Below are 25,738 nucleotides of genomic sequence, written 5' to 3' on the forward strand. Positions count from 1 at the left end.
TGCTTACGGGTAGTCGATGGCGACGATGTACCAGTACTTGTCGCCAGTCGGCGTCTGTACCCGCACCTCGGCATCCAGGCCCTTGCCGACGAGGGCGCGGGCCAGCGGCGAGTCGATGCTGATCAGGTTCAGCTTGAGGTCGAGTTCGTCGGGGCCGACGATGCGATAGCGCGCCTCAACGCCGTCTTCGTCTTCCACCGTGACCCAGGCACCGAAGTACACCTTGTGCGGATCGCTGGGGCGAGTATCCACCACCTTGAGCTTCTCCAGGCGTTTGGTCAGAAAGCGCACACGGCTGTCGATCTCGCGCAGCATCTTCTTGCCGTAGGTGTACTCCGCGTTCTCCGAGCGATCGCCCTGGGCCGCCGCTTCGCTGACCGAGCGGGTCACCTCGGGCCGGCGCACGTGCCACAGCTCGTGCAATTCGGCGCGCAGGCGCGCCTCGCCTTGCGGGGTGATCAGGGGCGTACCCGCGGCGCGGGGAGGGCGGTATCGGCTCATGCTCGGCTCGGTCTATGGCGGACGCGCAGTTTATCAACCCTCGCGCAGAACGGTGAGGGGGCTGGCGTTGAGTGCGCGGCGCGTACCCAGCACGCCGGCCACACCGACCAGCAGTGCGCCGATCAGCGGCAGCACCAGCAGCCACGGATGGGGTTGCCAGGCCATCTGGAAGGCATAGCGGTAGATCAGCAAACTGACCAGCTCGCAGCCCAGGGCGGCCAGCAGGCCGCTGGCGGCGCCCAGCAGGCCAAATTCGGCGCGCCTGGCCTGCACCAGCAGCTTGCGTTCGGCGCCCAGGGCGCGCAGCAGGGCACCCTGGTGGATACGCTCGTCCAGCGTCGACTGCAGGCCGGCGAACAGCACGGCCAGGCCTGCCGCCAGCACGAACAGCAGCACGAACTCGATGGCGATGGTGACCTGGGCGAGGATGCTGCGCAGCTGGTTGAGCAGCGCCTCGACCTGCAGCAGCGATACCGACGGGAAGGCGCGGGACAGCTCCACCAGCTGCTGCTCGTGCTGCGGCGGCAGGTAGAAGCTGGTCAGGTAGGTCACCGGCAGGTCCTTGAGGGTGCCGGGCTCGAAGATCATGAAGAAGTTGGGCTGGAAGTTGTTCCAGTCCACTTCGCGCAGGTTGGTCACCACGGCATCGCGATCGACACCGCCAACACTGAAGGTCAGGCGGTCGCCGAGCTCGATGTGCAGGCTCTGCGCCAGTTCGTCCTCTACCGACACGCCGGGCAGCTCACGCTGTTCGTTGCTCGACCACCATTGGCCGGCGGTCAGTGTGTTGCCTTCGGGCAGCTCGGCGCTCCAGGTCAGGCTCAGGTCGCGGCGCACCGCCCGCTCGCCACGGGAATCTTCGCTGACGTACTGGCGAACCGGCTCACCGTTGACCTGGGTCAGGCGCCCCGGCACCACGGGATACAGCGGCGCGGGATGGGGGGAAAGCTGCGCGAGGCGTTCGGCGAAGGCGTCGCGCTCGGCAGGCAGTACGTTGAGGGCGAAATGATTGGGCGCGTCGGCCGGCAGCTGCTCCTGCCAGTTGTCCAGCAGCTCACCGCGCAACAGGGCGATCAGCGCCATGGCCAGAAGGATCAGGCCGAAGGCCAGGGATTGCCCGGCCGCTGCGAGCGGCCGCCGCAGCAACTGACCAAGCCCCAGGCGCCACGGCAAGGCGGCGCGTGCCAGCAGGCGGCGCAGGCTCTGCAGGCCGAGCAGCAGCAGGCCACCCAGCAACAGGGCGGTGATCAGCCCGCCACCGAGCAGGGCCAGGGTCAGCGTCAGGTCAAGGCTCAGGCGCCACATGATCAGGCCCAGGGCGAGCAGCGCCGTGCCGTAGACCAGCCAGGAGCTGGCCGGTACCGGCAGCATGTCGCGGCGCAGCACGCGCAGCGGCGGAACGCGGCCCAAGGCCGCCAGGGGCGGCAATGCGAAACCGGCGAGTGCCACCAGCCCGGTGGCGATGCCGGCCAGGGCGGGCCAGACGCCGCCCGGGGGAACCTGCGCGGGCAGCAGGCCCTGCAGCAGGTAAAACAGCGTCTGCTGCGCGAGCCAGCCGAGCAGCGCGCCGGCAAGGCTGGCGAGCAACCCGAGCATCGCCAGTTGCAGGCCGAACAGGCTTAGCGCCTGGCGGCGCGACAGGCCCAGGCAGCGCAACAGTGCGCTGGCGTCGAAGCGGCGGCTGGCGAAGCGCGACGCCGACAGGGCGACCGCCACGCCAGCCAGCAGTACGGCTGCCAGGCTGGCGAGATTCAGGTAGCGCTCGGCACGATCCAGGGCACCGCCGACGCGGCGGCTGCCATCGCGGGCGTCATCGAAGCGCTGGTGGGCCGCCAGCCCCGGCTCGGTGGCCTGCCGATAACTGGCCAGGGCATCGCTCGGGCCGTTCCACTGTTCGATGTAACGCACCCGGCTGCCCGGTTGCACCACGCGGGTCGCCGGCAGGTCGTCGAGGTGCATCAGCACGTGGGGCGTCAGGCTGTAGAAGTCGCCGGCTTCGTCCGGCAGGTAGGTCAGCACCCGGGTGAGGCGCAGCTGCTTGGCGCCGACTTCGATCTGGTCACCGGTTTTCAGGTTCAGCGCCACCAGCAGGCGCGACTCCGCCCACGCCTCGCCAGGCCCTGGCCCGGCACTGACGGTTTCTTCGCCGTAGGGCGCAGCGGCGCTCTTCAGTTGGCCACGCAGCGGGTAGCCGTTGCCGGCGGCCTTGACGCTGGCCAGCTGGATGCCGGCGTCGCTGGCGATCACGCTGGAAAACTCGACCACCTGGGCGTGCTGCAGCCCGTGCCCGGTGCCGGCCTCGATCTGCTCGGGGCTGGCCGGGGCGCTACCCCTGAGAATCAGGTCGGCGCCGAGAAACTCGGTGGCGCGCAAGCTCATGCCCTCGTTCAGCCGGGCGCCGAAATAACCGATGGCAGTGCTGGAAGCCACGGCGATCAACAGGGCGAAGAACAGCACGCGCAGCTCGCCCGAGCGCGCATCACGCAGCAACTGGCGGCCCGCCAGCGACAGCAGGCTGAAGAAGGACAGGGCGCGCATCAAGCGTTCACCGCTGCCACCAGGTGGCCGGCCTCCAGGCGGATGATGCGCTGGCAGCGCGCGGCAAGCCGTTCGTCATGGGTGACCAGCACCAGGGTTGCGCCGCGCTCCTGGTTGAGTTCGAACAGCAGGTCGCTGATGCGCTCGCCAGTGTGGGTGTCCAGGTTGCCGGTGGGTTCATCGGCGAACAGCACATCGGGTTCCGCGGCAAACGCCCGGGCGATGGCCACGCGCTGCTGTTCGCCACCGGAAAGCTGGCGCGGCGAGTGGGTCAGGCGTGCCCCAAGGCCGACGCGCTCGAGCAGTTCGCTGGCGCGCTGACGGGCATCGTTGCGGCCCTCGAGCTCCAGGGGCAGCATGACGTTCTCCAGGGCATTGAGGCTGTCGAGCAGCTGGAACGACTGGAACACGAAGCCCACGTGCTCGGCACGCACCCGGGCGCGGGCGTCTTCATCCAGGCTGCCCAGGTCGTTGCCGGCCAGCACGATGCGCCCGGAGCTGGGCAGGTCGAGGCCGGCCAACAGGCCGAGCAGGGTGGATTTACCGGAGCCCGAGCTGCCGACGATGGCCAGGCTGCCGCCTTTTTCCAGCTCCAGCGACAGGTCATGCAGGATGGTCAACTCGCCTTCCGCGCTGGAGACCACTTTGTTAAGGTTCTGCGCAGACAGAATGCTAGAGCTCATGAGGAATCCGATGCGTGCAATAGTGAAGGGGGCCATTCTGGGCCTGCTGCTGATGGGGCAGATGGCGCAGGCGGGGACCGTGCTGGTCGTCGGCGATAGTATCAGCGCCGCTTTTGGCATGGATACCCGGCAGGGCTGGGTTCATCTGCTCGACGAGCGCATGCGCAGCGAGGGGTTCGAGCACCAGTTGGTGAACGCCTCGATCAGCGGCGATACCAGCGCTGGCGGCGCGGCGCGCCTGCCCGCACTGCTTGCCGAGCACCAGCCGGAGCTGGTGATCGTCGAGCTTGGTGGCAACGACGGCCTGCGTGGTTTGCCTCCGAGCCAATTGCAACAGAATCTTGCGTCGATGATCGATGCCTCGCGGGGTGCCGGTGCCAAGGTGCTGTTGCTGGGCATGCGCATCCCGCCCAATTACGGCGAGCGTTACACCACGGCGTTCGCCAAGGTGTTCGACGACGTGGCCGCCGACAAGAATGTGCCGCTGGTGCCGTTTCTTCTCGAGGGCGTGGGCGGTGTCGACAAGCTGATGCAGGACGACGGCGTGCACCCCGCTGTGGAGGCCCAGCCTCAGCTGCTCGAGAATGTCTGGCCAACGCTCAAGCCATTATTGTGACGGGCTTTTCCGCTGACGGTGTTTCGGCTAATGTGGCGCCCCCGTTCTGGAGCCCCCAATGTTGCGACCCGTCTGGTCTCTGTATGCCTACCAACTGATCGAGCCGGACGAGCAGCTGGATCTGTTCGCCTGCCGTGAAGTGAAGGTGCATCTGGTCGCTCGTCAGCTGGAGCTTGGCGGCTATGCCGATCGCACCCTGTGCGGTGGCCTGCTGCCCGCGCAGCCGCTGTGGCGTGACCTGGAGCGGTCCATGCTGCAGGACCGGCGCCTGTGCCGCGCCTGCCTGGCCACGCTGGAGGCCCAGCGCCGTGGCGAGCGACCGGCGTGGCCGGGGCGCTGAGGGGCGCCACGGTATACAATCAACTCCCACCATCATCATTACCTCGAAGGTTTTCTGCATGTCGCCGCGCGTTTCAGCTCTTGCCCGCTGTCTGTCGTTGGGTGCTGTCTGTCTGGCAGGCTCCGCCGCCGCACTGGAATTGCCGTTGCCGCCGCCCGGCGAGGACATCGTCGGCGAGATCCAGGTCATCAAGGCGCGCTACGAGGACACCTTCGCCGACATCGGTACGGCGAACGATCTGGGCTATCTGGAAATGGTCGCTGCCAACCCGGGGGTGGATGCCTGGTTGCCGGGCGAGGGCACCGATATCGTGCTGCCGACGCGCTTCATCCTGCCGCCGGGGCCGCGTGAAGGTATCGTGATCAACCTCGCCGAATACCGCCTGTACTACTTCCCGAAAGGGGAGAACGTCGTCCATACCTATCCGCTGGGCATCGGCCGCGAGGGCTGGAGCTCGCCGGTAACCCAGGCGCGCATTACCGCCAAGACGCCGAACCCGGGCTGGTACCCGCCGCAATCCATTCGCGATGAGCACGCAGCCGATGGCGACCCGTTGCCGAGTTACGTGCCGCCAGGCCCGGACAACCCGCTGGGGCCCTACAAGATGACGCTGTCGGTGCCGGGCTATCTGATTCACGGCTCGAACAAGAAATTCGGCATCGGCATGCGGGTGAGCCATGGCTGCTTCCGCATGTTCAACAACAACGTGCTCGAGCTGGCCGACATGGCGCCGGTCGGCACACCGGTGCGTATCATCAACGAGCCGTACAAGTTCGGGGTGAGTGGTGGCAAGGTCTATCTGGAGGCGCATACGCCGCTGGGCGAGGAAGATGCCCCGGCGGTCGATCACCACACCGAGGTGGTCAATGCCCTGATCCGGCGTAACGACCTCAGCGCCGATACCCTGGACTGGGACGTGGTGCGTGAGGTGGTGGCGGCCCACGATGGCCTGCCGATAGAGATCGCCTCGCCACGTGATGCGCTCACCCAGGCGCAGTCGCCGGCGCCCTGAGAACCTCGCCCCGGGCAGCATTCAGCATAAAAAAAGCCGGCTCGAGAGCCGGCTTTTTATTGCCCGCAGGCGATTACTTGCGGCTGGCTTTTTCCAGCATACGCAGAGCGCGCTCATTGGCTTCGTCAGCGGTTTGCTGAGCCTTCTGAGCGGCAGCCAGTGCTTCGTCAGCCTTGCGGTAGGCTTCGTCGGCACGAGCTTGGGCGCGAGCTGCTGCGTCTTCGGTTGCAGTCAGGCGAGCTTCGGTTTCTTTGGTGACGCTGCTGCAACCGGTAGCCAGAACTGCGGCCAGAGCCAGAGCAGAGAATTTCAGAACGTTGTTCATCGTGTTCCCCTTAGGGTCAGTTTTTTGCTTATTGAAGCCCTTTCCCGAACCCGGAAAATGACCGGCGTACATACTACCTGTAACTTCTAGTAAGTAAACGGACGAAGGGCAAGGGTTCCGAATTTTTTCTCTGAAATTAGTACGCTAGCGTCGTATACCGATACAGGTAGCGGTCATGGATGCCGCTGAGGCCCGCGATTTTCCCAGCAAACATTTCTGTCAGACCGGCAATTTCCCGGTGAAGGGATTTTGCCTTGCCCTTTACATCCTACAGTGGCTTTATATCCTATTGTTACCGGATGTACGCAGGCCCCGCCGGGGATGTCGTGCCTGGCCCAATCGAGAGGAGTAGTAATGAGCGAGCCACTGTCCATTCATCATGACCTTGCCGGTCACCAATTCGAGACCACAGTGGATGGGGATCGCGCTTATCTTTCCTACATGGATCTGGGCAAGCAGACCCTGGATATCTATCGCACCTTCGTGCCGAACTCGCTGCGCGGGCGTGGCATCGCCGCCGCGCTGACCAAGACCGCGCTGGATTACGCCGACAGCATGGGCTACACGGTGATTGCCTCCTGCTCCTACGTGGAGCGCTACATGGCGCGTACCGAAGGCGCTGCCGAGGAGGATTGATAGACGCCGCCTACAAAAACGCCGAGCAGATGCTCGGCGTTTTTCATGGTGGCGGGGTTAACCGCGCTGGCGCTTGGGCAACACGTCCTTGAGCTTGGCGTGCATGCTGCGCAAGGTCTTCTCGGTGCTTTCCCAATCGATGCAGGCGTCGGTGATCGAGACGCCGTACTTGAGCTGCTGCAGGTCCTTGGGAATCGACTGGTTGCCCCAGCCCAGGTGGCTTTCGACCATCAGGCCGACGATCGACTGGTTGCCTTCGAGGATCTGGTTGGCGACGTTGTCCATCACCAGGGGTTGCAGTGCCGGGTCCTTGTTGGAGTTGGCGTGGCTGCAGTCGACCATGATGTTCGGCTTGATCGCCGCCTTCTTCAGTTCCTGCTCGCAGATGGCCACGCTGACCGAGTCATAGTTCGGCTTGCCATTGCCGCCACGCAGCACCACGTGGCCGTAGGCGTTGCCCTTGGTGGTGACGATGGATACGCCGCCTTGCTGGTTGATCCCCAGGAAGCGGTGCGGGCTGGAAACCGATTGCAGGGCGTTGATGGCCACCGTGAGGCCGCCATCGGTGCCATTCTTGAAGCCGACTGCCGAGGACAGGCCCGAGGCCATTTCCCGGTGGGTCTGCGACTCGGTGGTGCGCGCGCCGATCGCCGACCAGCTGATCAGGTCCTGCAGGTACTGCGGAGAAATCGGATCCAGCGCCTCGGTAGCGGTGGGCAGGCCCATTTCGGCGAGGTCGAGCAACAGCTTGCGGCCGATATGCAGGCCGTCCTGGATCTTGAAGGAGTCGTCGAGATAGGGGTCGTTGATCAGGCCTTTCCAGCCGACGGTGGTGCGCGGCTTCTCGAAGTACACGCGCATCACCAGGTACAGGGTGTCGGAGACTTCTTCGGCGAGCACTTTCAGGCGCTCGGCGTATTCGTGGGCGGCCTTGATGTCGTGGATGGAGCAGGGGCCAACCACCACGAACAGGCGGTGATCCTTGCCATCGAGGATGTCACGCACCACCTGCCGGCCGGCTGAAACGGTGCGCTGCGCGCGCTCGGTCAGCGGGATCTCGAGCTTGATCTGTTCCGGGGTGATCAGGGTTTCATTGGAGGCGACGTTCAGGTCGTTGATCGGTAATTCAGCTGTCGTGCTTTTCATCGGGTGGGTCATCGGGTCACGGGAGCCGGCCGCCAGCGATCCCCGTGCAGCGGGCACAGCAGTATGGGCACAGCGGGGAAGCCGAACCTTAGCGCGTTAGCGCCCGTCGAGACAATGATATTTAGGGCTTGGGCGGGCTAAAGCTGGCCAGCCGCTGTTCACGCCACTCCTCGGCAATTAGCTCGAGGGGCAGCACCTGGCCAGCCAGTTGTTCCCGATGCTTGCGGTAGCGTTCCAGGTTGCAGATTTCTTCGACCATATGGGCGCGCAGCTCGGGCGCATCCTCGCTGAACGCGACGCCGAGCAGGTAATGTTCCGATTGCCCCGTGCACCAGGCGACCTGGCCAGGGTAGGCTAGCTGTTCGCCCAGCAGTGGGATGTGCAGGGTGACGGGCGTGCCCTGTGGCAAGGCATGGCTCGAATGGCAGGCGGCGCCGCCCAGGCTGATGTTGTCCAGGCGTTGGCTGGCGCTGGGCGAGTGGCGACGTAGCCTCAACTCCACAGGCAGATTACTGCTATGACGAAGAAAGCGACGCATGAACGAGCACTCCAGTGGCCATCAGAATGATATTGCCTGGCCGAAGATAGCCACGCAATTGGAATTGACCGATTTTGATGCCGACCGGCGATTGCTCGACCTGCCGGGCACCTCGTTGGTGATTTTTACCGCCCAGGGCTGTACGGCCTGCCGCTATGCGCGCCAGCGGCTGCCGGGGATGGGGTTGCCGGTCGAGCGGCTGGTATGGATCGATGCCCAGGAGAATTTCGGCCTGGTGCAGCGCTATGAGGTCTTCCAGCTGCCGGCGCTCTTCGTGGTGCGCGACGGTGCGTTCTTCGCGGCACTGCACGCCAGCCTGTCTCCTGCCGAGCTGCGCCGAGCGCTGGCCGAGGCGCTTGCCAGAGCGCCTGAAGAGCTGCCCTGAGCGCTCTTCGCTGCGCCAGCTCGAGCGGCCGGGCTGGCCATGGGCTATCCTTTTACGGCGGCTTTTCCACGGCGCTGCTAAGCTCAAGCCAGGCCCCGCCGTGCCGGCAGTCGAGGAGGCCGTATGATTCGTTCGATTCTCTACGCCACCGATCTTGGTCTGTATGCGCCTTATGTGTTGCAGCACGCGCTGGCACTGGCACGCACGTTCAAGGCGCGACTGCACGTCGTGCACGTGGTGGAACCCATGGGCCTGTTCGCCGAATCCGTTCTGCAGACCTATGTCGACGAAGCTCGCCTGAAAGAGCTGCGCAGCACGGGCCTGGAAACCGTGATGAGCAATATCGAGCTGCGCGTGCTCGAGGGTTTCCGTGACGAGCTGGGCGACAATCCCGAGGACCTCGAGCTGATCGGTTCGGTCAGCGTTCTGCGTGGTGATCCGCCCATTTCCATTCTCGAGCATGCCCAGAAACTCGCGGTGGATCTGCTGGTCGTAGGCAGTCACAGCCATGGCGCGGCGCTCGAGGTGCCAATGGGTCGCACGGCTGCCAGGCTCCTGCAGTTGTGCGACGTGCCGGTTTACCTGGTGCCCATGCTGCAGCACCGCTCCCGCCACGAGTGAGCGGCTCGACCCGGATAAAAAATCTATCTGTACCGCCTTTACCATTAATATGGTTATATAGCTGATCGACGATCAGGCGGCGGCCTATCCGCTTTGAGGGGTTTGTATGAAGCTTCAGCAACTGCGCTACATCTGGGAAGTCGCGCACCATGACCTCAACGTTTCCGCCACGGCGCAGAGCCTGTACACCTCACAGCCCGGGATCAGCAAACAGATCCGTCTGCTCGAAGACGAACTCGGTGTCGAAGTCTTCGCTCGCAGCGGCAAGCACCTGACCCGCGTGACCCCGGCAGGTGAGCGGATCATCACCACCGCCGGGGAAATCCTGCGCAAGGTCGAAAGCATCAAGCAGATCGCCCAGGAGTTCTCCAACGAGAAGAAGGGCACGCTGTCCATCGCCACCACCCACACGCAAGCGCGCTATGCCTTGCCGCCGGTGATCAGCAGCTTCATCAAGCAATACCCGGAGGTCGCCCTGCACATGCACCAGGGCACGCCGACCCAGATCGCCGAAATGGCTGCCGACGGCACCGTCGACTTCGCCATCGCCACCGAAGGCCTGGAGCTTCACAACGACCTGGTGATGATGCCGTGCTATCGCTGGAACCGCTGCGTGATCGTGCCCCAGGGGCATGCGCTGAGCAAATTGCCGAAGCTGACCCTCGAGGCGCTGGCCGAGCACGAGATCGTGACCTACACCTTTGGCTTCACCGGCCGCTCCAAGCTGGATGAGGCCTTCAGTCACCGTGGGTTGACGCCCAAGGTGGTGTTCACCGCTGTCGATGCCGATGTGATCAAGACCTATGTGCGCCTTGGCCTGGGGGTTGGCATCGTGGCCGGCATGGCGGTCGATCCGAAGCTGGATCCTGACCTGGTGGTGCTCGATGCCAGCGAGCTGTTCGAGTCCAGCGTGACGCGTATCGGTTTCCGCCGCGGCACCTTCCTGCGCGGTTTCATGTGCGATTTCATCGAGACATTCGCCCCCCACCTGACCCGTGACATGCTGGCCAAGGCCGTGCAGTGTCACAACAAGGTCGAGCTCGAAGAGCTGTTCAAGGACGTCAAGCTGCCGCTGCACTGATTCGCGCGGTGGAACGAAAAATGGCGCCCAATGGGCGCCATTTTTTTGTCTCTGGATCAGTGGCTCAGGTGCAGGCCACATTCGCGGTTGTCTTCGCCCTTGGTGGGGTCGAAGTAGTCGAAGTTGTTCGGCAGGCCGTGGGCGGTCAGGTACTGGTACAGATCCTTGGAGGACCAGTGCAGCAACGGGGCAACCTTGATCAGGCCGTCCGGGTTGATGCTCACCGGCTGCATCTGTGCCCGTACCGCCGTGTCGGTGGCGCGCAGGGCGGTGAACCAGACGCCTGGCGCGGTTTCGCGCAGGGCGCGGGCGAAGGGCTCGAGCTTCACTTCTTCGGTGAACGCGGCGTGGCGCGGATCGTCCAGCCCCGGCGTCGGGCCGTCGATGGCCTCGCGGTGCGCGCGGCTGCGCTTGGGCAGGTAGGTGATCAGGTTGAGGCCCAGCTGTTGGGTGACTTCATCGGCGAATTTGTAGGTGGCCTCGGTGTTGTAACCGCTGTCCATCCACACGATCGGGATATCGGCCTTGACCTGGCTGACCATGTGCAGGATCACCGCTTCGAAGGGGCGGAAGTTGGTGGTGCAGATCGCGGGTTTGCCCAGGCCGATCGCCCACTCGATCAGCTTTTGCGGCTGATTGGCGAATTCGGCGTTGAGTCTGTCCAGGTCGAGATCCATTGCGGGCTCCGAGGCGTGTGGATGAGAGGGGCGATGGTAACAAATCTGCGCGGTGGCCGTGGCGCTGTGGCAGCGGCGGGTCAGCTCGACAGGCCCGCCACCGAGAGACCGGTAGCGGGCTGCTGGATCAGATTTCCACGGCCGGAATGTGGCCGAACAGTTCCTGGGAGAAACGCGTGCGCTCCTCGGCGTTTTCCTGGATGCCCTTGGCGGCCAGTTCTTCGAGGCGCGCTTCCACGGCGTGGGCGCGATGGGTCAGGCCGCAGTCGTTGGCGATCTGGATGTTCAGGCCGGGGCGGGCGTTGAGCTCGAGGATCAGCGGGCCCTTGTCCTGGTCCAGTACCATGTCCACCCCGATGTAGCCCAGGCCGCACAGCTCGTAGCAGCCGGCCGCCAGCTTCATAAAGCCATCCCAGTTGGGCAGCTGCACGCCGTCCACCGCGTTGGTGGTGTCGGGGTGTTTGCTGATCTTGTTGTTCAGCCAGGTACCGCGCAGGGTCACGCCGGTGGCCAGGTCCACACCGACGCCGATGGCGCCCTGGTGCAGGTTGGCCTTGCCGCCCGACTGGCGGGTCGGCAGGCGCAGCATGGCCATCACCGGGTAGCCCATCAGCACGATGATGCGGATGTCCGGCACGCCTTCGTAGCTGATGCTCTTGAAGATGCTGTCCGGGGTTACCCGGTACTCGATCAGTGCGCGGTCGCGGTGGCCACCCAGCGAGTACAGACCCGAGAGGATGCTGGAGATCTGCTGCTCGATTTCCGAGTGGCTGACGATCTTGCCCGACACCGTCTTGAAGCGATCCTCGAAGCGGTCGGCGATCACCAGAATGCCATCGCCGCCGGCGCCCTGGGCCGGCTTGACGACGAAATCGCTGCGCTCGCCAATGATCTTGTCGAGGTTGTCGATTTCCTTCTCGGTGGAGATCACCCCGTACATTTCCGGTACATGGATGCCCGCCTCGATGGCCCGCTGCTTGGTGATGATCTTGTCATCGACGATCGGGTACAGGTGGCGCTTGTTGTACTTGAGCACGTAGTCCGCGTTGCGGCGGTTGATGCCCATGATGCCCTTGGCTTCAAGGGCCTTCCAGGTTTTCCAGAGACCTAACATTGGCTCAATCCTTCAGGAAGGCTTTGAAGCGGAACAGTTCGGTCAGGCGGTAGCCACGATAGCGACCCATCGCCAGCATGAAGCCCACCAGGATCAGCAGGATCGCCGGGAAGGTGAACACGAAGTACACCAGCTCCGGTACGCTCATCAGCAGGTGCGCGATGGTGGCCGCGAACAGGGTGCCGATGGCGACCTTGAAGGCGTGGCTGCCGCCGCGCTCTTCCCAGGTGATCGACAGGCGTTCGATGGTCATGGTCAGAATCACCATCGGGAACAGGGCGACCGACAGGCCGCGTTCCAGGCCCAGCTTGTGGCTGAACAGGCTGATGGTGGCGATCAGAACCACCACGAAGGTCAGCACCACAGAGAGCCTTGGCAGCATCTGCAGCTTCAGGTGCTCCAGGTAGGAACGCAGCGACAGGCCCAGGGCGGTGATCACCGTAAACAGGAAGATACCGAAGCCCAGCTGGGTTTCCCGGAAGGCCAGGGCGATCAGCACCGGGGTGAAGGTACCCAGGGTCTGCAGGCCGCCGAGGTTACGCAGGATCAGGATCACCAGCACGCCGATGGGGATCATCACCATGATCATGAAGGTCTGCTGGGTCTGCAGCGGCAGGCCGTACAGCGAGTACTCGAGGAAGTCGGCGTCGGTGTTCTCGTCGGTCAGCTGCGCGAGGCGAATGGCGTTCATCTCGCTGTTGTTGAGGGTGAAGGTGGTGGTGGCCTGACGACCGCCATCGAGGGTGATCAGCGGCTCGTCACCGGTCCACCAGACCAGGCGATCGGCCGGCAGACCCTGCTCGCCGGTTTCCGGGTTGAAGTATAGCCAGCGGTCGCCGTTGAAGCTGCGCAGCCACAGCTCCGGGCTCTGCTGGATGTCGGCAGCCAGGCGGATGGTGTGCACGCGCTCCATCGGCACATGGGCGATGGACAGCAGCAGCTCTACGGCCTGGGCCTTCTTGGTGGTCGAGGCATCGCCGCCGAGCAGCAGCTTGGCGTTGTCGTCGTTGCTGTTGTTGACGCGCTTGATGGTCTCGCTGATGAAGGTCTCGACGTCGGCCGAGTGCTGGCGAATCGGCGCCAGCAGCGCCTCGGCGGCGATCTTCTCGGGGCCTTCGACCGGAATGCTGTCACGGAAGATCGGGCCCTTGGCCTTGGCCTGCTCACCGCTGTAGCGCTTGGTCAGCACCAGGCGGTAGTAGAGGGTCTGCTTGCCGCTGGCGCGGCGCGCCGACCAGGTGACCTTGCGGTTGCCATCGGCACGGTTGACGCTCACCCCGTAGTTGTTGGAGATGAAGCTCTCGTTGAGGCTGACATAGTCCTGGTTCAGCGGCGGCACGAACATCTGCAGCTTGATCGGGTCGCGGCCATTGGCCTGGAATTCGACCCGGGTGTCGATGTTCCAGAGGTCGTCGGTTTCGTCACTGCTGACCGGAATGCCGAGGATGAAAATCTGATAGGCCGTAATCAGAACGCCCAGGCTCACCAGAATGGTGATCAGGATTTTCAGATGCAGGGTAAGAGAGCGCATGGGGATTACTCGCCGGATTTTGCGTTGGAGCAGTCAGGTTTCCCTGCTGCGTATTTTAAGCTGGGGTCGACCAGCGCATCGAAGCGCTTGAGCGCGTCGGAGCCGATCAAAAGCGGGTATTGGAAGGCGCTGCGATCGGTAAGGTTCACTTCGATCTGGCGCTTGACGTTACCCATGCACACGTCCAGTTCGATGACCGGGCGCGCGGTGTAGGTCTTCTCGTCATCTTCGTCTACATCACCCGCGCGGCGCTTGATCTTGCTGATGCGCGCCAGCGGGCGCTCGATCGGGTGCGCATGGGCATCGTCGATCGCCAGGTAGAAGCGCACCCAGCGTTCGCCGTCGCGCTTGAAGCGCTCGATGTCGCGGGCGCTGAGCGAGGCGGTCTGGGCGCCGGTGTCGAGTTTGGCGGCCACTTGCACGTCGATGTCGAGGCTGACGTGCTCGTTCAGGCCATAGATGGTTTTGTCCGCGGCGAGGGCATGGCAGGACAGCGCCAGCAAGCAGGGCAGGGTCGTTAGGAAATGAAGTCTCATGGGTCCTTGAGTCGGTGAAGCGATGGACGATCCATGCGCCATTGAAGACGGCCCTAATGGCCGCTTCTACGGCGGCCGGGGGCGAAATGAGGCGAAGTCTAGCATGGCCTGCGAGCGTGCTGACAATCGCATGTGTGGCGCGCGGCAGGCACTCGCCAGGGTATCGGCCGCAGATAATGTGCTGGTTCGGGCAAATCGCTGTGACCTGCCGGCGTTTCGCTACGAGCCAGGCAGCGAGGGAAGCCTCGGCGCAGCCAGGAACAGCGCTCGCCCAGACACTGCCCGTTGTGGTCTGGCAGGCGCGACGGTTATCGAGGCTCGCCGTGGTGGAGTGCATATTGTCGACAAAGTGACTTGAATTTTTTGCCAATACCGATTTATCTACCGCTTAATTGATAGGAGTGTCGACAATATGCTGGAAGCTCCCGAAAGCGTCGAAATTGAGGAAGATGCTGGAACGCTGGCCGAAAACGTCTTCCGGCAGATACAGCTGGCCATCGTGCGCGGCGAGATGGCGCCGGGCAGCAAGATTTCCGAGCCCGAGCTGGCGCGCACCTATGGCATCAGCCGCGGGCCGTTGCGCGAGGCGATCCATCGGCTGGAGGGGCAGAAGCTGTTGGTGCGCATTCCCCATGTCGGCGCCCGGGTGGTGTCGCTCAGCCATGCCGAACTGATCGAGTTGTACGAGATTCGCGAATCCCTGGAAGGCATGGCTTGCCGCCAAGCTGCCGAGCGCATGAGCCAGGAGCAGATCGACGACTTGCGCCGGGTGCTGGAGCTGCACGAGCAGGATGCGGCGTTCCAGGCCGGCGTCGGTTACTACCAGCAGGAAGGCGACTTCGACTTCCACTACCGGATCATCCAGGGCAGCGGCAACCGCACCCTGGCCAAGTTGCTGTGCGATGAGCTGTATCAGCTGGTGCGCATGTACCGCCTGCAGTTTTCCGCCACGCCCAACCGGCCGCACCAGGCCTTCGCCGAACACCACCGCATTCTCGACGCCATCGCCGACCGTGACGGCGAGCTGGCCGAACTACTGATGCGCCGTCATATCGGCGCTTCCAAGCGCAATATCGAACGTCATTACCAGGCCCAGGTCGGGCAGGTGGCGCTCGCCAAACCGTCCAAGACTCGAGGTGACTCATGACCCAGCTTTCCGCCGGCCAGCGTTTTCGTCAGGCCCTTGCCGCCGAAGCACCGTTGCAGGTGATCGGTGCGATCAACGCCAACCATGCGCTGCTGGCCCAACGAGCCGGCTTCAAGGCCATCTACCTGTCCGGTGGCGGTGTGGCGGCGGGTTCCCTGGGCCTGCCGGATCTGGGCATCAACACCCTGGAAGACGTGCTGATCGATGTGCGCCGCATTACCGACGTCTGCGACCTGCCGCTGCTGGTGGACATCGATACCGGCTTCGGCCCCAGCGCCTTCAATATCGAGCGCACCATCAAGAGCCTGATCAAGGCCGGTGCGGCTGCCGCCCATATCGAGGACCAGGTCGGTGCCAAGCGCTGCGGCCACCGCCCGGGCAAGGAAATCGTCTCCTGCGAGGAGATGGTCGACCGGGTCAAGGCGGCCGCCGATGCCAGAACCGACCCGGAGTTCTTCCTGATCGCCCGCACCGATGCCATCCAGGCCGAGGGTGTGGACGCTGCCATCGAGCGCTGCCAGCGCTATGTGGAAGCGGGCGCGGATGGCATCTTCGCCGAGGCTGCCGTTGATCTGCCCACCTACCAGCGCTTCGTCGAGGCGCTCAAGGTGCCGATTCTGGCCAATATCACCGAGTTCGGCGCCACGCCGCTGTTCACCCGCGAGGAGCTGGCATCCGTCGGGGTGGCCATCCAGCTCTACCCGCTGTCGGCCTTTCGCGCGGCCAACAAGGCGGCGGAAAGCGTGTACACCTCGATTCGCCAGAAAGGTCACCAGCAGGACGTGGTCGAGCAGATGCAGACCCGCGCCGAGTTGTATGAGCGTATCGGTTATCACGCCTTCGAGCAGAAGCTCGATGCGCTGTTCGCCGCCAAGAAGTGATCGCCTGGCGGCCCGTGCATAACAACAAGACATCCCCTGGGGATGAAAGGAGAGACTGATGAGCGCCACCGACACCAGCGTCCCCGGCTTCAAGCCGAAGAAGTCCGTCGCCCTGAGCGGCACCGCTGCCGGCAACACCGCCCTGTGCACCGTGGGCCGCACCGGCAATGACCTGCATTACCGCGGTTACGACATTCTTGATGTGGCCAACAGCTGCGAATTCGAGGAAATCGCTCACCTGCTGGTACACGGCAAACTGCCCACCGTGGCCGAATTGGCGAGCTACAAGGCCAAGCTCAGGGCGCTGCGGGGTTTGCCGGCAGCACTCAAGGTCGCGCTGGAGCAGCTGCCGCCTTCGGCGCACCCGATGGACGTGATGCGCACCGGTGTCTCGGTGCTCGGTTGCCTGGCGCCGGAAAAGGATGATCACAACCATCCCGGTGCGCGGGATATCGCTGACAAACTGATGGCCTCACTCGGCTCGATGCTGCTGTATTGGTACCACTTCAGCCACAACGGCAAGCGCATCGAGGTGGAGACCGATGACGACTCCATCGGCGGGCATTTCCTGCATCTGTTGCATGGCGAAGCGCCTCGCGATTCCTGGGTACGCGCCATGCACACCTCGCTGAACCTGTATGCCGAGCACGAGTTCAACGCGTCGACCTTCACCTCGCGGGTGATCGCCGGCACCGGCTCGGACCTGTTTTCCGCCATCGCCGGCGGCATCGGCGCCTTGCGTGGGCCGAAACACGGCGGCGCCAACGAGGTGGCCTTCGAGGTGCAGAAGCGCTACGACAGCCCGGACGAGGCCGAGGCCGACATTCGCGAGCGGGTAGGGCGCAAGGAAGTGGTGATCGGCTTTGGTCACCCGGTCTACACCGTCAGCGACCCGCGCAACAAGGTGATCAAGGAAGTCGCGCGGGAGCTGTCGGCCGAGCAGGGCAACAACAAGATGTTCGACATCGCCGAGCGCCTGGAGACCATCATGTGGGACATCAAGAAGATGTTCCCCAACCTCGACTGGTTCAGTGCCGTCAGCTACCACATGATGGGCGTGCCCACCGCCATGTTCACCCCACTGTTCGTCATCGCCCGCACTGCCGGCTGGTCGGCGCACGTCATCGAGCAACGCATCGACGGCAAGATCATCCGCCCGAGCGCCAACTACACAGGCCCAGAAGACCTGAAGTTCGTGCCGCTCAAGGACCGCAAATAATCAATCATGGAAAACACCATGAACGACACCGTGAATAGCCAATACCGCAAGCGCCTGCCCGGCACCGTGCTGGATTACTTCGATGCCCGCGAGGCGGTCGAGGCGATCCAGAACGGCGCCTGGAGCAAGCTGCCCTACACCTCGCGCGTACTCGCCGAGCAACTGGTGCGCCGCTGCGAGCCGCAGGACCTGACTGCCGCCCTTGAGCAACTGGTCTACCGCAAGCGCGACCTGGACTTTCCCTGGTACCCGGCGCGGGTGGTCTGCCACGACATCCTTGGCCAGACGGCGTTGGTCGACCTGGCCGGCCTGCGTGACGCCATCGCCGAGCAGGGCGGTGATCCGGCCAAGGTCAACCCGGTGGTGCCGACCCAGTTGATCGTCGACCACTCCCTGGCAGTCGAGGCGCCGGGCTTCGACCCGGACGCCTTCGAGAAGAACCGCGCCATCGAGGATCGCCGCAACGAGGACCGCTTCCACTTCATCGACTGGACCAGGACCGCGTTCAAGAACGTCGACGTGATCCCGGCCGGCAACGGCATCATGCACCAGATCAACCTGGAGAAGATGAGCCCGGTGATTCAGGCGCGTGGCGGCGTCGCGTTTCCTGACACCTGCGTCGGTACCGACTCGCACACCCCGCACGTCGATGCGCTTGGCGTGATCGCCATCGGCGTCGGCGGCCTGGAAGCCGAAACGGTGATGCTTGGCCATCCGTCGATGATGCGCTTGCCGGATATCGTTGGCGTCGAGCTGACCGGTAAGCGCCAGCCCGGCATCACCGCCACCGATATCGTGCTGGCGATCACCGAGTTCCTGCGCAAGGAAAGGGTGGTGGGTGCCTGGGTCGAATTCTTTGGCGAAGGTGCGGACAGCCTGTCCATCGGCGACCGCGCGACCATCTCCAACATGTGCCCGGAATACGGCGCCACCGCTTCGATGTTCTATATCGACGGCCAGACCATCGACTACCTCAAGCTCACCGGCCGCGAGCCGGAGCAGGTGGCGCTGGTGGAGCACTACGCCAAGACCCTGGGGCTGTGGAGCGACGCGCTGCAAACCGCCGAGTACGAGCGTGTGCTGCGCTTCGACCTGGGCAGCGTGGTGCGCAACATGGCCGGCCCGAGCAACCCGCACCGCCGCCTGCCCACCTCGGCGCTGGCCGAGCGCGGCATCGCCGACGAAGCCAAGCTGCAAGCCGGCAAAGGCGAGGAAGCCCAAGGGCTGATGCCCGATGGCGCGGTGATCATCGCCGCCATCACCAGTTGCACCAACACCTCCAACCCGCGCAACGTCATCGCAGCCGGCCTGGTGGCGAAGAAGGCCAACGCGCTGGGCCTGGTGCGCAAGCCCTGGGTGAAGACCTCGTTTGCTCCAGGTTCGAAAGTCGCCAAGCTGTATCTGGAGGAGGCTGGGCTGCTGGCGGAGCTGGAGAAGCTCGGCTTTGGCATCGTCGCCTACGCCTGCACCACCTGCAACGGCATGTCCGGCGCGCTGGACCCGGTGATCCAGAAGGAAATCATCGACCGCGACCTGTACGCCACTGCCGTGCTCTCGGGTAACCGCAACTTCGACGGGCGTATACATCCTTACGCCAAGCAGGCCTTCCTGGCTTCGCCGCCGTTGGTGGTGGCCTATGCCATCGCCGGCACCGTGCGTTTCGATATCGAGCAGGACCCGCTGGGTACCGACGCCCAGGGCAACCCCATCACCCTGAAGGACCTGTGGCCGAGCGACGAGGAGATCGATGCCATCGTCGCTGCGAGCGTGAAGCCCGAGCAGTTCAAGCAGATCTACATCCCGATGTTCGACCTGGGCAGCGTGCAGGAGGCGGAAAGCCCGCTGTACGACTGGCGCCCGATGTCCACCTATATCCGCCGCCCGCCGTACTGGGAAGGCGCCCTGGCCGGCGAGCGCACGCTCAAGGGCATGCGCCCGCTGGCGATCCTGCCGGACAACATCACCACCGACCACCTGTCGCCGTCCAACGCCATCCTGGCGGACTCGGCCGCCGGTGAGTACCTGGCGAAAATGGGCCTGCCGGAGGAGGACTTCAACTCCTACGCCACCCACCGGGGCGACCATTTGACCGCGCAACGCGCCACCTTCGCCAACCCGCAACTGGTCAATGAAATGGCCGTGGTCGACGGGCAGGTGAAGCAGGGCTCGTTGGCCCGGGTGGAGCCGGAAGGCCAGGTGATGCGCATGTGGGAAGCCATCGAAACCTACATGAAGCGCAAGCAGAACCTGATCATCGTCGCCGGTGCCGACTACGGCCAGGGTTCGTCGCGGGACTGGGCAGCCAAGGGCGTGCGCCTGGCCGGTGTCGAGGTGATCGTCGCCGAAGGCTTCGAGCGCATCCACCGCACCAACCTGGTGGGCATGGGCGTATTGCCGGTGGAGTTCAAGCCGGGTACCACGCGCCTGACCCTGGGGCTGGATGGTACCGAGACCTATGACATCCAGGGCGATATCACGGCACGCGGCGAGCTGACCCTGGTGGTCAACCGCCGCAACGGCGAAGTGCTGCAGGTGCCGGTGACCTGCCGCCTGGATACCGCGGCCGACGTCAGCGTGTACAAGGCCGGCGGCGTGCTGCAGCGCTTCGCCAAGGACTTCCTCGAAGGTGGGGTAGCTTGACCATGTAGGGTGGATCACGCTTTACCGATCCACCACGGGCGTCTCCACGGTGGATGGAAAAGGCGCCTACCCTACGACTACCCCAGCCCCTCTCCTGCAAGCGGGAGAGGGGAGGCAATCGCGTAGCCCGGATGCCATCCGGGAAAAGCCAGCACCATCACTTCCTATCAGGACTGCACTCATGGCTTATCTGCCGCAAGTGAAAATTCCCGCCACCTATATGCGTGGCGGTACCAGCAAGGGCGTGTTCTTCCGTTTGCAGGATCTTCCCGAGCAATGCCAGGTTGCGGGCGAGGCCCGCGACAAGTTGTTCATGCGGGTGATCGGCAGCCCCGACCCGTACTCGGCGCAGATCGATGGCATGGGCGGCGCGACCTCGAGTACCTCCAAATGCGTGATCCTGTCGAAAAGCAGCCAGCCCGGTCACGATGTCGACTACCTCTACGGCCAGGTGTCGATCGACAAGGCCTTCGTCGACTGGAGCGGCAATTGCGGCAACCTGTCTACCGGGGCTGGCGCTTTCGCCATCCACGCTGGCTTGCTCGATCCGTCACGTGTTCCGCACAACGGCACCTGCGTGGTGCGTATCTGGCAGGCCAATATTCAGAAAACCATCATCGCCCACGTACCGATCACCGACGGTCAGGTGCAGGAAACCGGCGATTTCGAACTCGATGGGGTGACCTTCCCGGCGGCGGAGATCGTGCTGGAGTTTCTCGACCCGTCCGATGATGGCGAGCAGGGCGGCTCGATGTTTCCCACCGGCAATCGGGTGGACGACCTCGAAGTGCCCGGCATCGGTACTTTCAAGGCGACCATGATCTCTGCGGGTATTCCGACCATCTTCGTCAACGCGGTGGATATCGGCTATCAAGGCACCGAGCTGCGCGACGACATCAACGCGGACCCGGCGCAGCTGGCGCGTTTCGAGCAGATTCGTGTGGCCGGGGCACTGCGCATGGGCTTGATCACGACGCCGGAGGAGGCGCTGACTCGCCAGCACACCCCCAAGATCGCCTTCGTCAGCCCACCGAAAAACTACACCGCCTCAAGCGGCAAGACGGTCGAGGCGGGTGAGGTGGATCTGCTGGTACGGGCGCTGTCCATGGGCAAGCTGCATCACGCCATGATGGGCACCTGCGCGGTGGCCATCGGCGCGGCGGCGGCGGTACCCGGCACCCTGGTCAACCAGGCTGCTGGCGGCGGTGAGCGGCAGGCGGTGCGTTTTGGGCATCCTTCCGGCACCTTGCGGGTCGGCGCCGAGGCCACTCAGGTGAATGGCAGGTGGGCGGTCACCAAGGCGATCATGAGCCGCAGCGCACGAATTCTGATGGAAGGCTGGGTTCGCGTACCAGGCTAGCGCTGAGTGGTGCTCAGCAGCAGGCCGCCGGCGCCCATGAAAAAGGCGCCGGTGGTGCGATTCAAGCGCTGCGCCCCTCGCCGCGTGCGGATAAAGCGGCGGATCTGCCGGCCGAACAGGGCATAGACCAGGGAAGCCGCGTATTCGGCCAGCAGGTAGGTGGCACCCAGGTAGACGAATTGCTCGATGGCAGGCTGGCCCGGCTTGATGAACTGCGGGAACACCGCGGCGAACAGCAGGATAGCCTTGGGATTGCTGATGCCGATCAGGAACTCCTGCAGCATCAGCTTGCCGAGCTGGCGCTGCGGCTGCACGGCGGGCACGGCGCCTTCAAGATCCAGGCCGCTGAACTCACGGCTGCGCCAGGCGCTGATACCCAGATACAGCAGGTACAGCGCGCCGACCCACTTGATCACCGTGAAGGCGGTTTCCGACGCCAGCAGCATGGCGCCCAGGCCAACGGCGGAAATGCTCAGAAAGATGCTGAACGCCGCCACCCGCCCGGTGGTGGCCAGCAGGGCCGCGGCAATGCCGTGACGAATGCCGTTGTTCATCGCACAGAAGTTGTTGGGCCCCGGCGTCAGCGCGATCACAAAGGCGAGCGGGGCGAACAGCACGGCATCGGACAGCATCATGGCAAGTCCCTCACAGGGGCGGTTACTTGAAGCGGCGTTCGACGCCTTTTTCCACCAGGATCTTGGCGGAGATTTCCTCGACCGAGAAATGCGTGGAGTCGATGAACGCGATCGATTCGCGGCGGAACAGGCTTTCCACTTCGCGCACCTCGAATTCGCACTGAGCGTAGCTGGCGTAGCGGCTGTTGGGCTTGCGCTCGTTGCGAATCGCCGCCAGGCGGTCGGGGTCGATGGTCAGGCCAAACAGCTTCTCGCGGTATTTCTTCAGCGAGGCCGGCAGTTGCAGGCGTTCCATGTCGTCCTCGGTGAGCGGGTAGTTGGCGGCGCGGATGCCGTACTGCATGGCCATGTACAGGCAGGTCGGGGTCTTGCCGCAACGCGACACGCCGACCAGGATCAGGTCGGCCTTGTCATAGTAATGGGTGCGCGCGCCATCGTCGTTGTCGAGGGCGAAGTTGACCGCCTCGATGCGCTCCATGTAGTTGGCGTTGCCACTGATCGAGTGCGACTTGCCTACCGAATACGACGAGTGCGAGGCGAGTTCCTGCTCCAGCGGCGCCAGGAAGGTCGAGAAGATGTCGATCATGAAACCGCGCGACTCGGCCAGGATATCGTGAACCTGCTGGTCTACGATGGTGGCGAAGATGATCGGGTTGGCGCCATCCTTGTCGGCGGCATTATTGATTTGTTGTACCATGGCGCGCGCCTTTTCGACGCTGTCCACGTAGGGCCGCGTGAGCTTGGTGAAGCCGATGGTGTCGAACTGGGCCAGCAGGCTTTGCCCCAATGCTTCTGCGGTGATACCGGTGCCGTCGGAGATGAAGTACGCGGTTCGTGTCATTGCGCAAATGGCCTATAAGCTGGGAACGAATCTTGGCTATGATAGGTCGGTTTTTTGCCGGCCCTGATGGGTTTGCATTGTTACTTATTTTCCAGGGCCAGGCCATTGTCCACCCGGCGCATGCCGACGGCGTTTCCAGCCCATGAGCTTTTCCAACACTGAAGTGGAGAGATCACCTTGGCAGAGTACGTAGTTTCCCTCGATAAGCTCGGCAATCACGACGTCGAGCATGTAGGGGGCAAGAACGCCTCCCTCGGCGAGATGATCAGCAACCTGGCGGGCGCTGGCGTTTCGGTTCCCGGTGGTTTCGCCACGACGGCCCAGGCCTATCGCGACTTCCTCGAGCAGAGCGGCCTCAATGCGCAGATCCACGAAGCGCTGGACGCCCTGGACGTCGACGACGTCAACGCCCTGGCCAAGACCGGTGCGCAGATTCGCCAGTGGGTGATGGAGGCCGAATTCCCGGCCGAGCTCAACGAGCAGATTCGCACCGCCTTCGCCGCCATGGCCAACGGCAACGACAACATGGCGGTAGCCGTGCGGTCCTCGGCCACCGCCGAAGACCTGCCGGATGCCTCCTTTGCCGGTCAGCAGGAAACCTTCCTGAACATCCGCGGCGTCGAGAACGTCATCCGCGCCGCCAAGGAAGTCTTCGCCTCGCTGTTCAACGACCGCGCCATCGCCTACCGCGTGCACCAGGGCTTCGACCACAAACTGGTCGCCCTGTCTGCCGGCGTGCAGCGCATGGTGCGTTCGGAAACCGGCACCGCCGGCGTGATGTTCACCCTCGACACCGAATCGGGCTTTCGCGATGTGGTGTTCATCACCGGCGCCTACGGCCTGGGTGAGACGGTGGTGCAGGGCGCGGTCAACCCTGACGAATTCTATGTCCACAAGCAGACCCTGGAAGCCGGCCGTCCGGCGATCCTGCGCCGCAACCTGGGCAGCAAGGCGATCAAGATGATCTACGGCGACGAAGCCAAGGCCGGCAAGTCGGTCAAGGTGGTCGATGTCGACCGCGCCGACCGCGCGCGCTTCTGCCTGAGCGATGCCGAGGTCAGCGAACTGGCCAAGCAGGCGATGATCATCGAGAAGCACTACGGCCGCCCGATGGACATCGAGTGGGCCAAGGACGGTGACGACGGCAAGCTGTACATCGTTCAGGCCCGTCCGGAAACCGTGAAGAGCCGTGCCAGCGCCACCGTGATGGAGCGCTACCTGCTCAAGGAAAAAGGCACCGTACTGGTCGAAGGCCGCGCCATTGGCCAGAAGATCGGCGCCGGCAAGGTGCGGGTGATCAACGACGTGTCCGAGATGGACAAGGTGCAGCCTGGCGACGTGCTGGTTTCCGACATGACCGACCCGGACTGGGAACCGGTGATGAAGCGCGCCAGCGCCATCGTCACCAACCGTGGCGGGCGTACCTGCCATGCGGCGATCATCGCCCGTGAGCTGGGTATTCCGGCGGTGGTCGGTTGCGGCAATGCCACCCACGCCCTGCGTGACGGCCAGGGCGTGACGGTTTCCTGCGCCGAAGGCGACACGGGCTTCATTTTCGAGGGCGAGCTGGGCTTCGACATCCGCCAGAACTCCATCGACGCCATGCCCGATCTGCCGTTCAAGATCATGATGAACGTCGGCAACCCGGATCGTGCCTTCGACTTCGCCCAGCTGCCCAACGCCGGTATCGGCCTGGCGCGCCTGGAGTTCATCATCAACCGCATGATCGGCGTGCACCCCAAGGCGCTGCTGAACATGGACGGTCTGCCGCCGGAAATCCGCGAAAGCGTCGAGAAGCGCATTGCCGGCTACGACGACCCGGTGAATTTCTACGTCGAGAAGCTGGTCGAGGGCATCAGCACCCTGGCCGCGGCGTTCTGGCCGAAAAAGGTCATCGTGCGCCTGTCCGACTTCAAGTCCAACGAATACGCCAACCTGATCGGCGGCAAGCTGTACGAGCCGGAAGAAGAGAACCCGATGCTCGGCTTCCGCGGCGCCTCGCGCTACATCAGCGAGTCGTTCCGGGACTGCTTCGAGCTCGAGTGCCGGGCGCTGAAGAAGGTCCGCAACGAGATGGGCCTGAGCAACGTCGAGATCATGGTGCCGTTCGTGCGCACCCTGGGCGAAGCCAAGCAGGTGGTCGACCTGCTGGCCGAGAATGGCCTGGCGCGCGGCCAGGATGGCCTGAAGGTCATCATGATGTGTGAGCTGCCGTCCAACGCCATCCTGGCCGAGGAGTTCCTCGAGTACTTCGACGGTTTCTCCATCGGCTCCAACGACCTGACCCAGCTGACCCTGGGCCTGGATCGCGATTCCGGGATCGTTGCGCATCTGTTCGATGAGCGTAACCCGGCGGTCAAGAAGCTGCTGTCGAACGCCATCCAGGCATGCAACAAGGCCGGCAAGTACATCGGCATTTGCGGTCAGGGCCCGTCGGACCACCCGGACCTGGCGCGCTGGCTGATGGAGCAGGGCATCGAAAGCGTTTCCCTGAACCCGGATTCGGTACTGGAAACCTGGTTCTTCCTGGCCGAAGGTCAGCCCAGCTGATCCAATGGTGTGAAGGATGACCCGAGGGCAGGTTCTACCTGCCCTTTTTTGTGGCCTACCCTCCCTGGCGGCCACCCTTCGGGTCGTCGCTGTGCGGGCGCCAAGCCTGCGGGCCACCGTTGGCCGTTTAGGAAATCTTGAATTTTGCTGCCGGCCAGCGGGTGATCCCTGGGGCTGGCAGTCTG

The 25,738-nt window shown here is 64.0% G+C and carries 25 protein-coding genes; 13 read left to right on the forward strand and 12 right to left on the reverse strand.

The window, feature by feature from the left end:
* Positions 1-3: 3 nt before the first annotated feature.
* From greB to QYS36_RS18340, 3 genes are read right to left on the reverse strand one after another with little or no spacing between them, the layout of a single operon-like run.
* Positions 4-501 carry a transcription elongation factor GreB gene (gene greB, locus QYS36_RS18330; protein WP_308840827.1) on the reverse strand — a complete coding sequence of 166 codons (498 nt, stop codon included), beginning with the start codon at positions 499-501 and terminating at the stop codon, positions 4-6.
* A 33-nt stretch (positions 502-534) separates the two neighbouring features.
* Entirely contained in the window at positions 535-3,039 is a 2,505-nt protein-coding gene (locus tag QYS36_RS18335; RefSeq protein ID WP_308840828.1) for an FtsX-like permease family protein, read from the reverse strand.
* A complete protein-coding gene (locus QYS36_RS18340; protein WP_308840829.1) occupies positions 3,039-3,722 on the reverse strand; it encodes an ABC transporter ATP-binding protein in 684 nt (227 codons plus the stop codon). The genes QYS36_RS18335 and QYS36_RS18340 overlap by 1 nt, the downstream gene beginning before the upstream one ends.
* 10 nt (positions 3,723-3,732) lie before the next feature.
* On the opposite strand from QYS36_RS18340, the gene QYS36_RS18345 reads away from it, so the two are divergent.
* Genes QYS36_RS18345 through QYS36_RS18355 form a run of 3 tightly spaced genes read left to right on the forward strand, consistent with a single transcriptional unit; the run spans position 3,733 to position 5,690 of the window.
* Positions 3,733-4,338: an arylesterase gene (locus QYS36_RS18345; RefSeq protein WP_308840830.1), complete on the forward strand. Its 606-nt coding sequence runs from the start codon at positions 3,733-3,735 to the stop codon at positions 4,336-4,338.
* A 58-nt stretch (positions 4,339-4,396) separates the two neighbouring features.
* Positions 4,397-4,678, forward strand: a complete 282-nt coding sequence (locus QYS36_RS18350; protein ID WP_308840831.1) for a hypothetical protein — start codon at positions 4,397-4,399, stop codon at positions 4,676-4,678.
* 58 nt (positions 4,679-4,736) lie between these two features.
* Positions 4,737-5,690, forward strand: coding sequence for a L,D-transpeptidase family protein (locus tag QYS36_RS18355; RefSeq protein ID WP_308840832.1), 954 nt, complete (start codon positions 4,737-4,739; stop codon positions 5,688-5,690).
* A gap of 73 nt (positions 5,691-5,763) precedes the next feature.
* On the opposite strand, the gene oprI is transcribed toward QYS36_RS18355, so the two are convergent.
* The gene (gene oprI, locus QYS36_RS18360) at positions 5,764-6,015 is read right to left on the reverse strand and encodes an outer membrane lipoprotei OprI (RefSeq protein WP_013791646.1); all 252 of its coding nucleotides are present in this window, start codon (positions 6,013-6,015) and stop codon (positions 5,764-5,766) included.
* Positions 6,016-6,369: 354 nt separating this feature from the next.
* Between oprI and QYS36_RS18365 the strand changes: the two genes are divergently transcribed.
* Positions 6,370-6,651: a GNAT family N-acetyltransferase gene (locus QYS36_RS18365; protein WP_308840833.1), complete on the forward strand. Its 282-nt coding sequence runs from the start codon at positions 6,370-6,372 to the stop codon at positions 6,649-6,651.
* A 57-nt stretch (positions 6,652-6,708) separates the two neighbouring features.
* Here QYS36_RS18365 and QYS36_RS18370 read toward each other — a convergent pair whose 3' ends face one another.
* On the reverse strand, positions 6,709-7,797 hold the full coding sequence (locus QYS36_RS18370; RefSeq protein WP_308840834.1) for a 3-deoxy-7-phosphoheptulonate synthase: 1,089 nt from the start codon (positions 7,795-7,797) through the stop codon (positions 6,709-6,711).
* A 121-nt stretch (positions 7,798-7,918) separates the two neighbouring features.
* The gene (locus QYS36_RS18375; RefSeq protein ID WP_308840835.1) at positions 7,919-8,335 is read right to left on the reverse strand and encodes a PilZ domain-containing protein; all 417 of its coding nucleotides are present in this window, start codon (positions 8,333-8,335) and stop codon (positions 7,919-7,921) included.
* Here QYS36_RS18375 and QYS36_RS18380 point away from each other — a divergent pair.
* From QYS36_RS18380 to cysB, 3 genes are all read left to right on the forward strand, one after another.
* The gene (locus tag QYS36_RS18380) at positions 8,334-8,720 is read left to right on the forward strand and encodes a thioredoxin family protein (protein ID WP_308840836.1); all 387 of its coding nucleotides are present in this window, start codon (positions 8,334-8,336) and stop codon (positions 8,718-8,720) included. The genes QYS36_RS18375 and QYS36_RS18380 overlap by 2 nt on opposite strands.
* A gap of 123 nt (positions 8,721-8,843) precedes the next feature.
* Positions 8,844-9,341, forward strand: a complete 498-nt coding sequence (locus tag QYS36_RS18385) for a universal stress protein (RefSeq protein ID WP_308840837.1) — start codon at positions 8,844-8,846, stop codon at positions 9,339-9,341.
* A 106-nt stretch (positions 9,342-9,447) separates the two neighbouring features.
* Entirely contained in the window at positions 9,448-10,422 is a 975-nt protein-coding gene (gene cysB, locus QYS36_RS18390) for an HTH-type transcriptional regulator CysB (protein ID WP_308840838.1), read from the forward strand.
* Positions 10,423-10,478: 56 nt separating this feature from the next.
* On the opposite strand, the gene QYS36_RS18395 is transcribed toward cysB, so the two are convergent.
* The 4 genes from QYS36_RS18395 to QYS36_RS18410 form a co-directional block, all read right to left on the reverse strand.
* On the reverse strand, positions 10,479-11,099 hold the full coding sequence (locus QYS36_RS18395) for a phosphoadenosine phosphosulfate reductase family protein (protein ID WP_308840839.1): 621 nt from the start codon (positions 11,097-11,099) through the stop codon (positions 10,479-10,481).
* A 127-nt stretch (positions 11,100-11,226) separates the two neighbouring features.
* Entirely contained in the window at positions 11,227-12,213 is a 987-nt protein-coding gene (locus tag QYS36_RS18400; RefSeq protein WP_308840840.1) for an alpha-L-glutamate ligase-like protein, read from the reverse strand.
* Between the two features lie 4 nt (positions 12,214-12,217).
* Positions 12,218-13,744 carry an inactive transglutaminase family protein gene (locus tag QYS36_RS18405; protein WP_308840841.1) on the reverse strand — a complete coding sequence of 509 codons (1,527 nt, stop codon included), beginning with the start codon at positions 13,742-13,744 and terminating at the stop codon, positions 12,218-12,220.
* 5 nt (positions 13,745-13,749) lie between these two features.
* Complete coding sequence (locus tag QYS36_RS18410) at positions 13,750-14,280, reverse strand: ATP-dependent zinc protease (RefSeq protein ID WP_308840842.1); 531 nt, start codon at positions 14,278-14,280, stop codon at positions 13,750-13,752.
* Positions 14,281-14,692: 412 nt separating this feature from the next.
* Here QYS36_RS18410 and QYS36_RS18415 point away from each other — a divergent pair, with 412 nt between their 5' ends.
* The 5 genes from QYS36_RS18415 to prpF all read left to right on the forward strand — a co-directional run bounded on the left by QYS36_RS18415 (position 14,693) and on the right by prpF (position 21,527).
* Positions 14,693-15,427, forward strand: a complete 735-nt coding sequence (locus tag QYS36_RS18415) for a GntR family transcriptional regulator (RefSeq protein ID WP_308840843.1) — start codon at positions 14,693-14,695, stop codon at positions 15,425-15,427.
* Positions 15,424-16,308, forward strand: a complete 885-nt coding sequence (prpB, locus tag QYS36_RS18420; RefSeq protein ID WP_308840844.1) for a methylisocitrate lyase — start codon at positions 15,424-15,426, stop codon at positions 16,306-16,308. Before QYS36_RS18415 ends, prpB begins: the two co-directional genes overlap by 4 nt.
* 58 nt (positions 16,309-16,366) lie before the next feature.
* Positions 16,367-17,527 carry a 2-methylcitrate synthase gene (gene prpC, locus QYS36_RS18425; RefSeq protein ID WP_308840845.1) on the forward strand — a complete coding sequence of 387 codons (1,161 nt, stop codon included), beginning with the start codon at positions 16,367-16,369 and terminating at the stop codon, positions 17,525-17,527.
* Positions 17,528-17,557: 30 nt separating this feature from the next.
* Positions 17,558-20,167, forward strand: coding sequence for a Fe/S-dependent 2-methylisocitrate dehydratase AcnD (gene acnD / locus QYS36_RS18430; protein WP_308841384.1), 2,610 nt, complete (start codon positions 17,558-17,560; stop codon positions 20,165-20,167).
* Between the two features lie 181 nt (positions 20,168-20,348).
* Positions 20,349-21,527, forward strand: a complete 1,179-nt coding sequence (gene prpF / locus QYS36_RS18435; RefSeq protein ID WP_308840846.1) for a 2-methylaconitate cis-trans isomerase PrpF — start codon at positions 20,349-20,351, stop codon at positions 21,525-21,527.
* Here the strand turns inward: prpF and QYS36_RS18440 are convergent.
* Entirely contained in the window at positions 21,524-22,162 is a 639-nt protein-coding gene (locus QYS36_RS18440) for a LysE family transporter (protein ID WP_308840847.1), read from the reverse strand. The two genes, prpF and QYS36_RS18440, sit on opposite strands and share 4 nt — an antisense overlap.
* Positions 22,163-22,184: 22 nt before the next feature.
* Positions 22,185-23,003, reverse strand: coding sequence for a pyruvate, water dikinase regulatory protein (locus QYS36_RS18445; RefSeq protein ID WP_308840848.1), 819 nt, complete (start codon positions 23,001-23,003; stop codon positions 22,185-22,187).
* A 177-nt stretch (positions 23,004-23,180) separates the two neighbouring features.
* Between QYS36_RS18445 and ppsA the strand changes: the two genes are divergently transcribed.
* Complete coding sequence (ppsA, locus tag QYS36_RS18450; RefSeq protein WP_308840849.1) at positions 23,181-25,553, forward strand: phosphoenolpyruvate synthase; 2,373 nt, start codon at positions 23,181-23,183, stop codon at positions 25,551-25,553.
* Positions 25,554-25,738: the final 185 nt, after the last annotated feature.

The sequence above is a fragment of the Pseudomonas sp. G34 genome, from assembly GCF_031119625.1.
Classification (GTDB): domain Bacteria; phylum Pseudomonadota; class Gammaproteobacteria; order Pseudomonadales; family Pseudomonadaceae; genus Aquipseudomonas.

Coding starts and splice junctions, on each gene's coding strand:
- greB (WP_308840827.1), bottom strand. CDS start 501: ATGAGCCGATACCGCCCTCCCCGCGCCGCGGGTACGCCCCTGATCACC.
- QYS36_RS18335 (WP_308840828.1), bottom strand. CDS start 3,039: ATGCGCGCCCTGTCCTTCTTCAGCCTGCTGTCGCTGGCGGGCCGCCAG.
- QYS36_RS18340 (WP_308840829.1), bottom strand. CDS start 3,722: ATGAGCTCTAGCATTCTGTCTGCGCAGAACCTTAACAAAGTGGTCTCC.
- QYS36_RS18345 (WP_308840830.1), top strand. CDS start 3,733: ATGCGTGCAATAGTGAAGGGGGCCATTCTGGGCCTGCTGCTGATGGGG.
- QYS36_RS18350 (WP_308840831.1), top strand. CDS start 4,397: ATGTTGCGACCCGTCTGGTCTCTGTATGCCTACCAACTGATCGAGCCG.
- QYS36_RS18355 (WP_308840832.1), top strand. CDS start 4,737: ATGTCGCCGCGCGTTTCAGCTCTTGCCCGCTGTCTGTCGTTGGGTGCT.
- oprI (WP_013791646.1), bottom strand. CDS start 6,015: ATGAACAACGTTCTGAAATTCTCTGCTCTGGCTCTGGCCGCAGTTCTG.
- QYS36_RS18365 (WP_308840833.1), top strand. CDS start 6,370: ATGAGCGAGCCACTGTCCATTCATCATGACCTTGCCGGTCACCAATTC.
- QYS36_RS18370 (WP_308840834.1), bottom strand. CDS start 7,797: ATGAAAAGCACGACAGCTGAATTACCGATCAACGACCTGAACGTCGCC.
- QYS36_RS18380 (WP_308840836.1), top strand. CDS start 8,334: ATGAACGAGCACTCCAGTGGCCATCAGAATGATATTGCCTGGCCGAAG.
- QYS36_RS18375 (WP_308840835.1), bottom strand. CDS start 8,335: ATGCGTCGCTTTCTTCGTCATAGCAGTAATCTGCCTGTGGAGTTGAGG.
- QYS36_RS18385 (WP_308840837.1), top strand. CDS start 8,844: ATGATTCGTTCGATTCTCTACGCCACCGATCTTGGTCTGTATGCGCCT.
- cysB (WP_308840838.1), top strand. CDS start 9,448: ATGAAGCTTCAGCAACTGCGCTACATCTGGGAAGTCGCGCACCATGAC.
- QYS36_RS18395 (WP_308840839.1), bottom strand. CDS start 11,099: ATGGATCTCGACCTGGACAGACTCAACGCCGAATTCGCCAATCAGCCG.
- QYS36_RS18400 (WP_308840840.1), bottom strand. CDS start 12,213: ATGTTAGGTCTCTGGAAAACCTGGAAGGCCCTTGAAGCCAAGGGCATC.
- QYS36_RS18405 (WP_308840841.1), bottom strand. CDS start 13,744: ATGCGCTCTCTTACCCTGCATCTGAAAATCCTGATCACCATTCTGGTG.
- QYS36_RS18410 (WP_308840842.1), bottom strand. CDS start 14,280: ATGAGACTTCATTTCCTAACGACCCTGCCCTGCTTGCTGGCGCTGTCC.
- QYS36_RS18415 (WP_308840843.1), top strand. CDS start 14,693: ATGCTGGAAGCTCCCGAAAGCGTCGAAATTGAGGAAGATGCTGGAACG.
- prpB (WP_308840844.1), top strand. CDS start 15,424: ATGACCCAGCTTTCCGCCGGCCAGCGTTTTCGTCAGGCCCTTGCCGCC.
- prpC (WP_308840845.1), top strand. CDS start 16,367: ATGAGCGCCACCGACACCAGCGTCCCCGGCTTCAAGCCGAAGAAGTCC.
- prpF (WP_308840846.1), top strand. CDS start 20,349: ATGGCTTATCTGCCGCAAGTGAAAATTCCCGCCACCTATATGCGTGGC.
- QYS36_RS18440 (WP_308840847.1), bottom strand. CDS start 22,162: ATGATGCTGTCCGATGCCGTGCTGTTCGCCCCGCTCGCCTTTGTGATC.
- QYS36_RS18445 (WP_308840848.1), bottom strand. CDS start 23,003: ATGACACGAACCGCGTACTTCATCTCCGACGGCACCGGTATCACCGCA.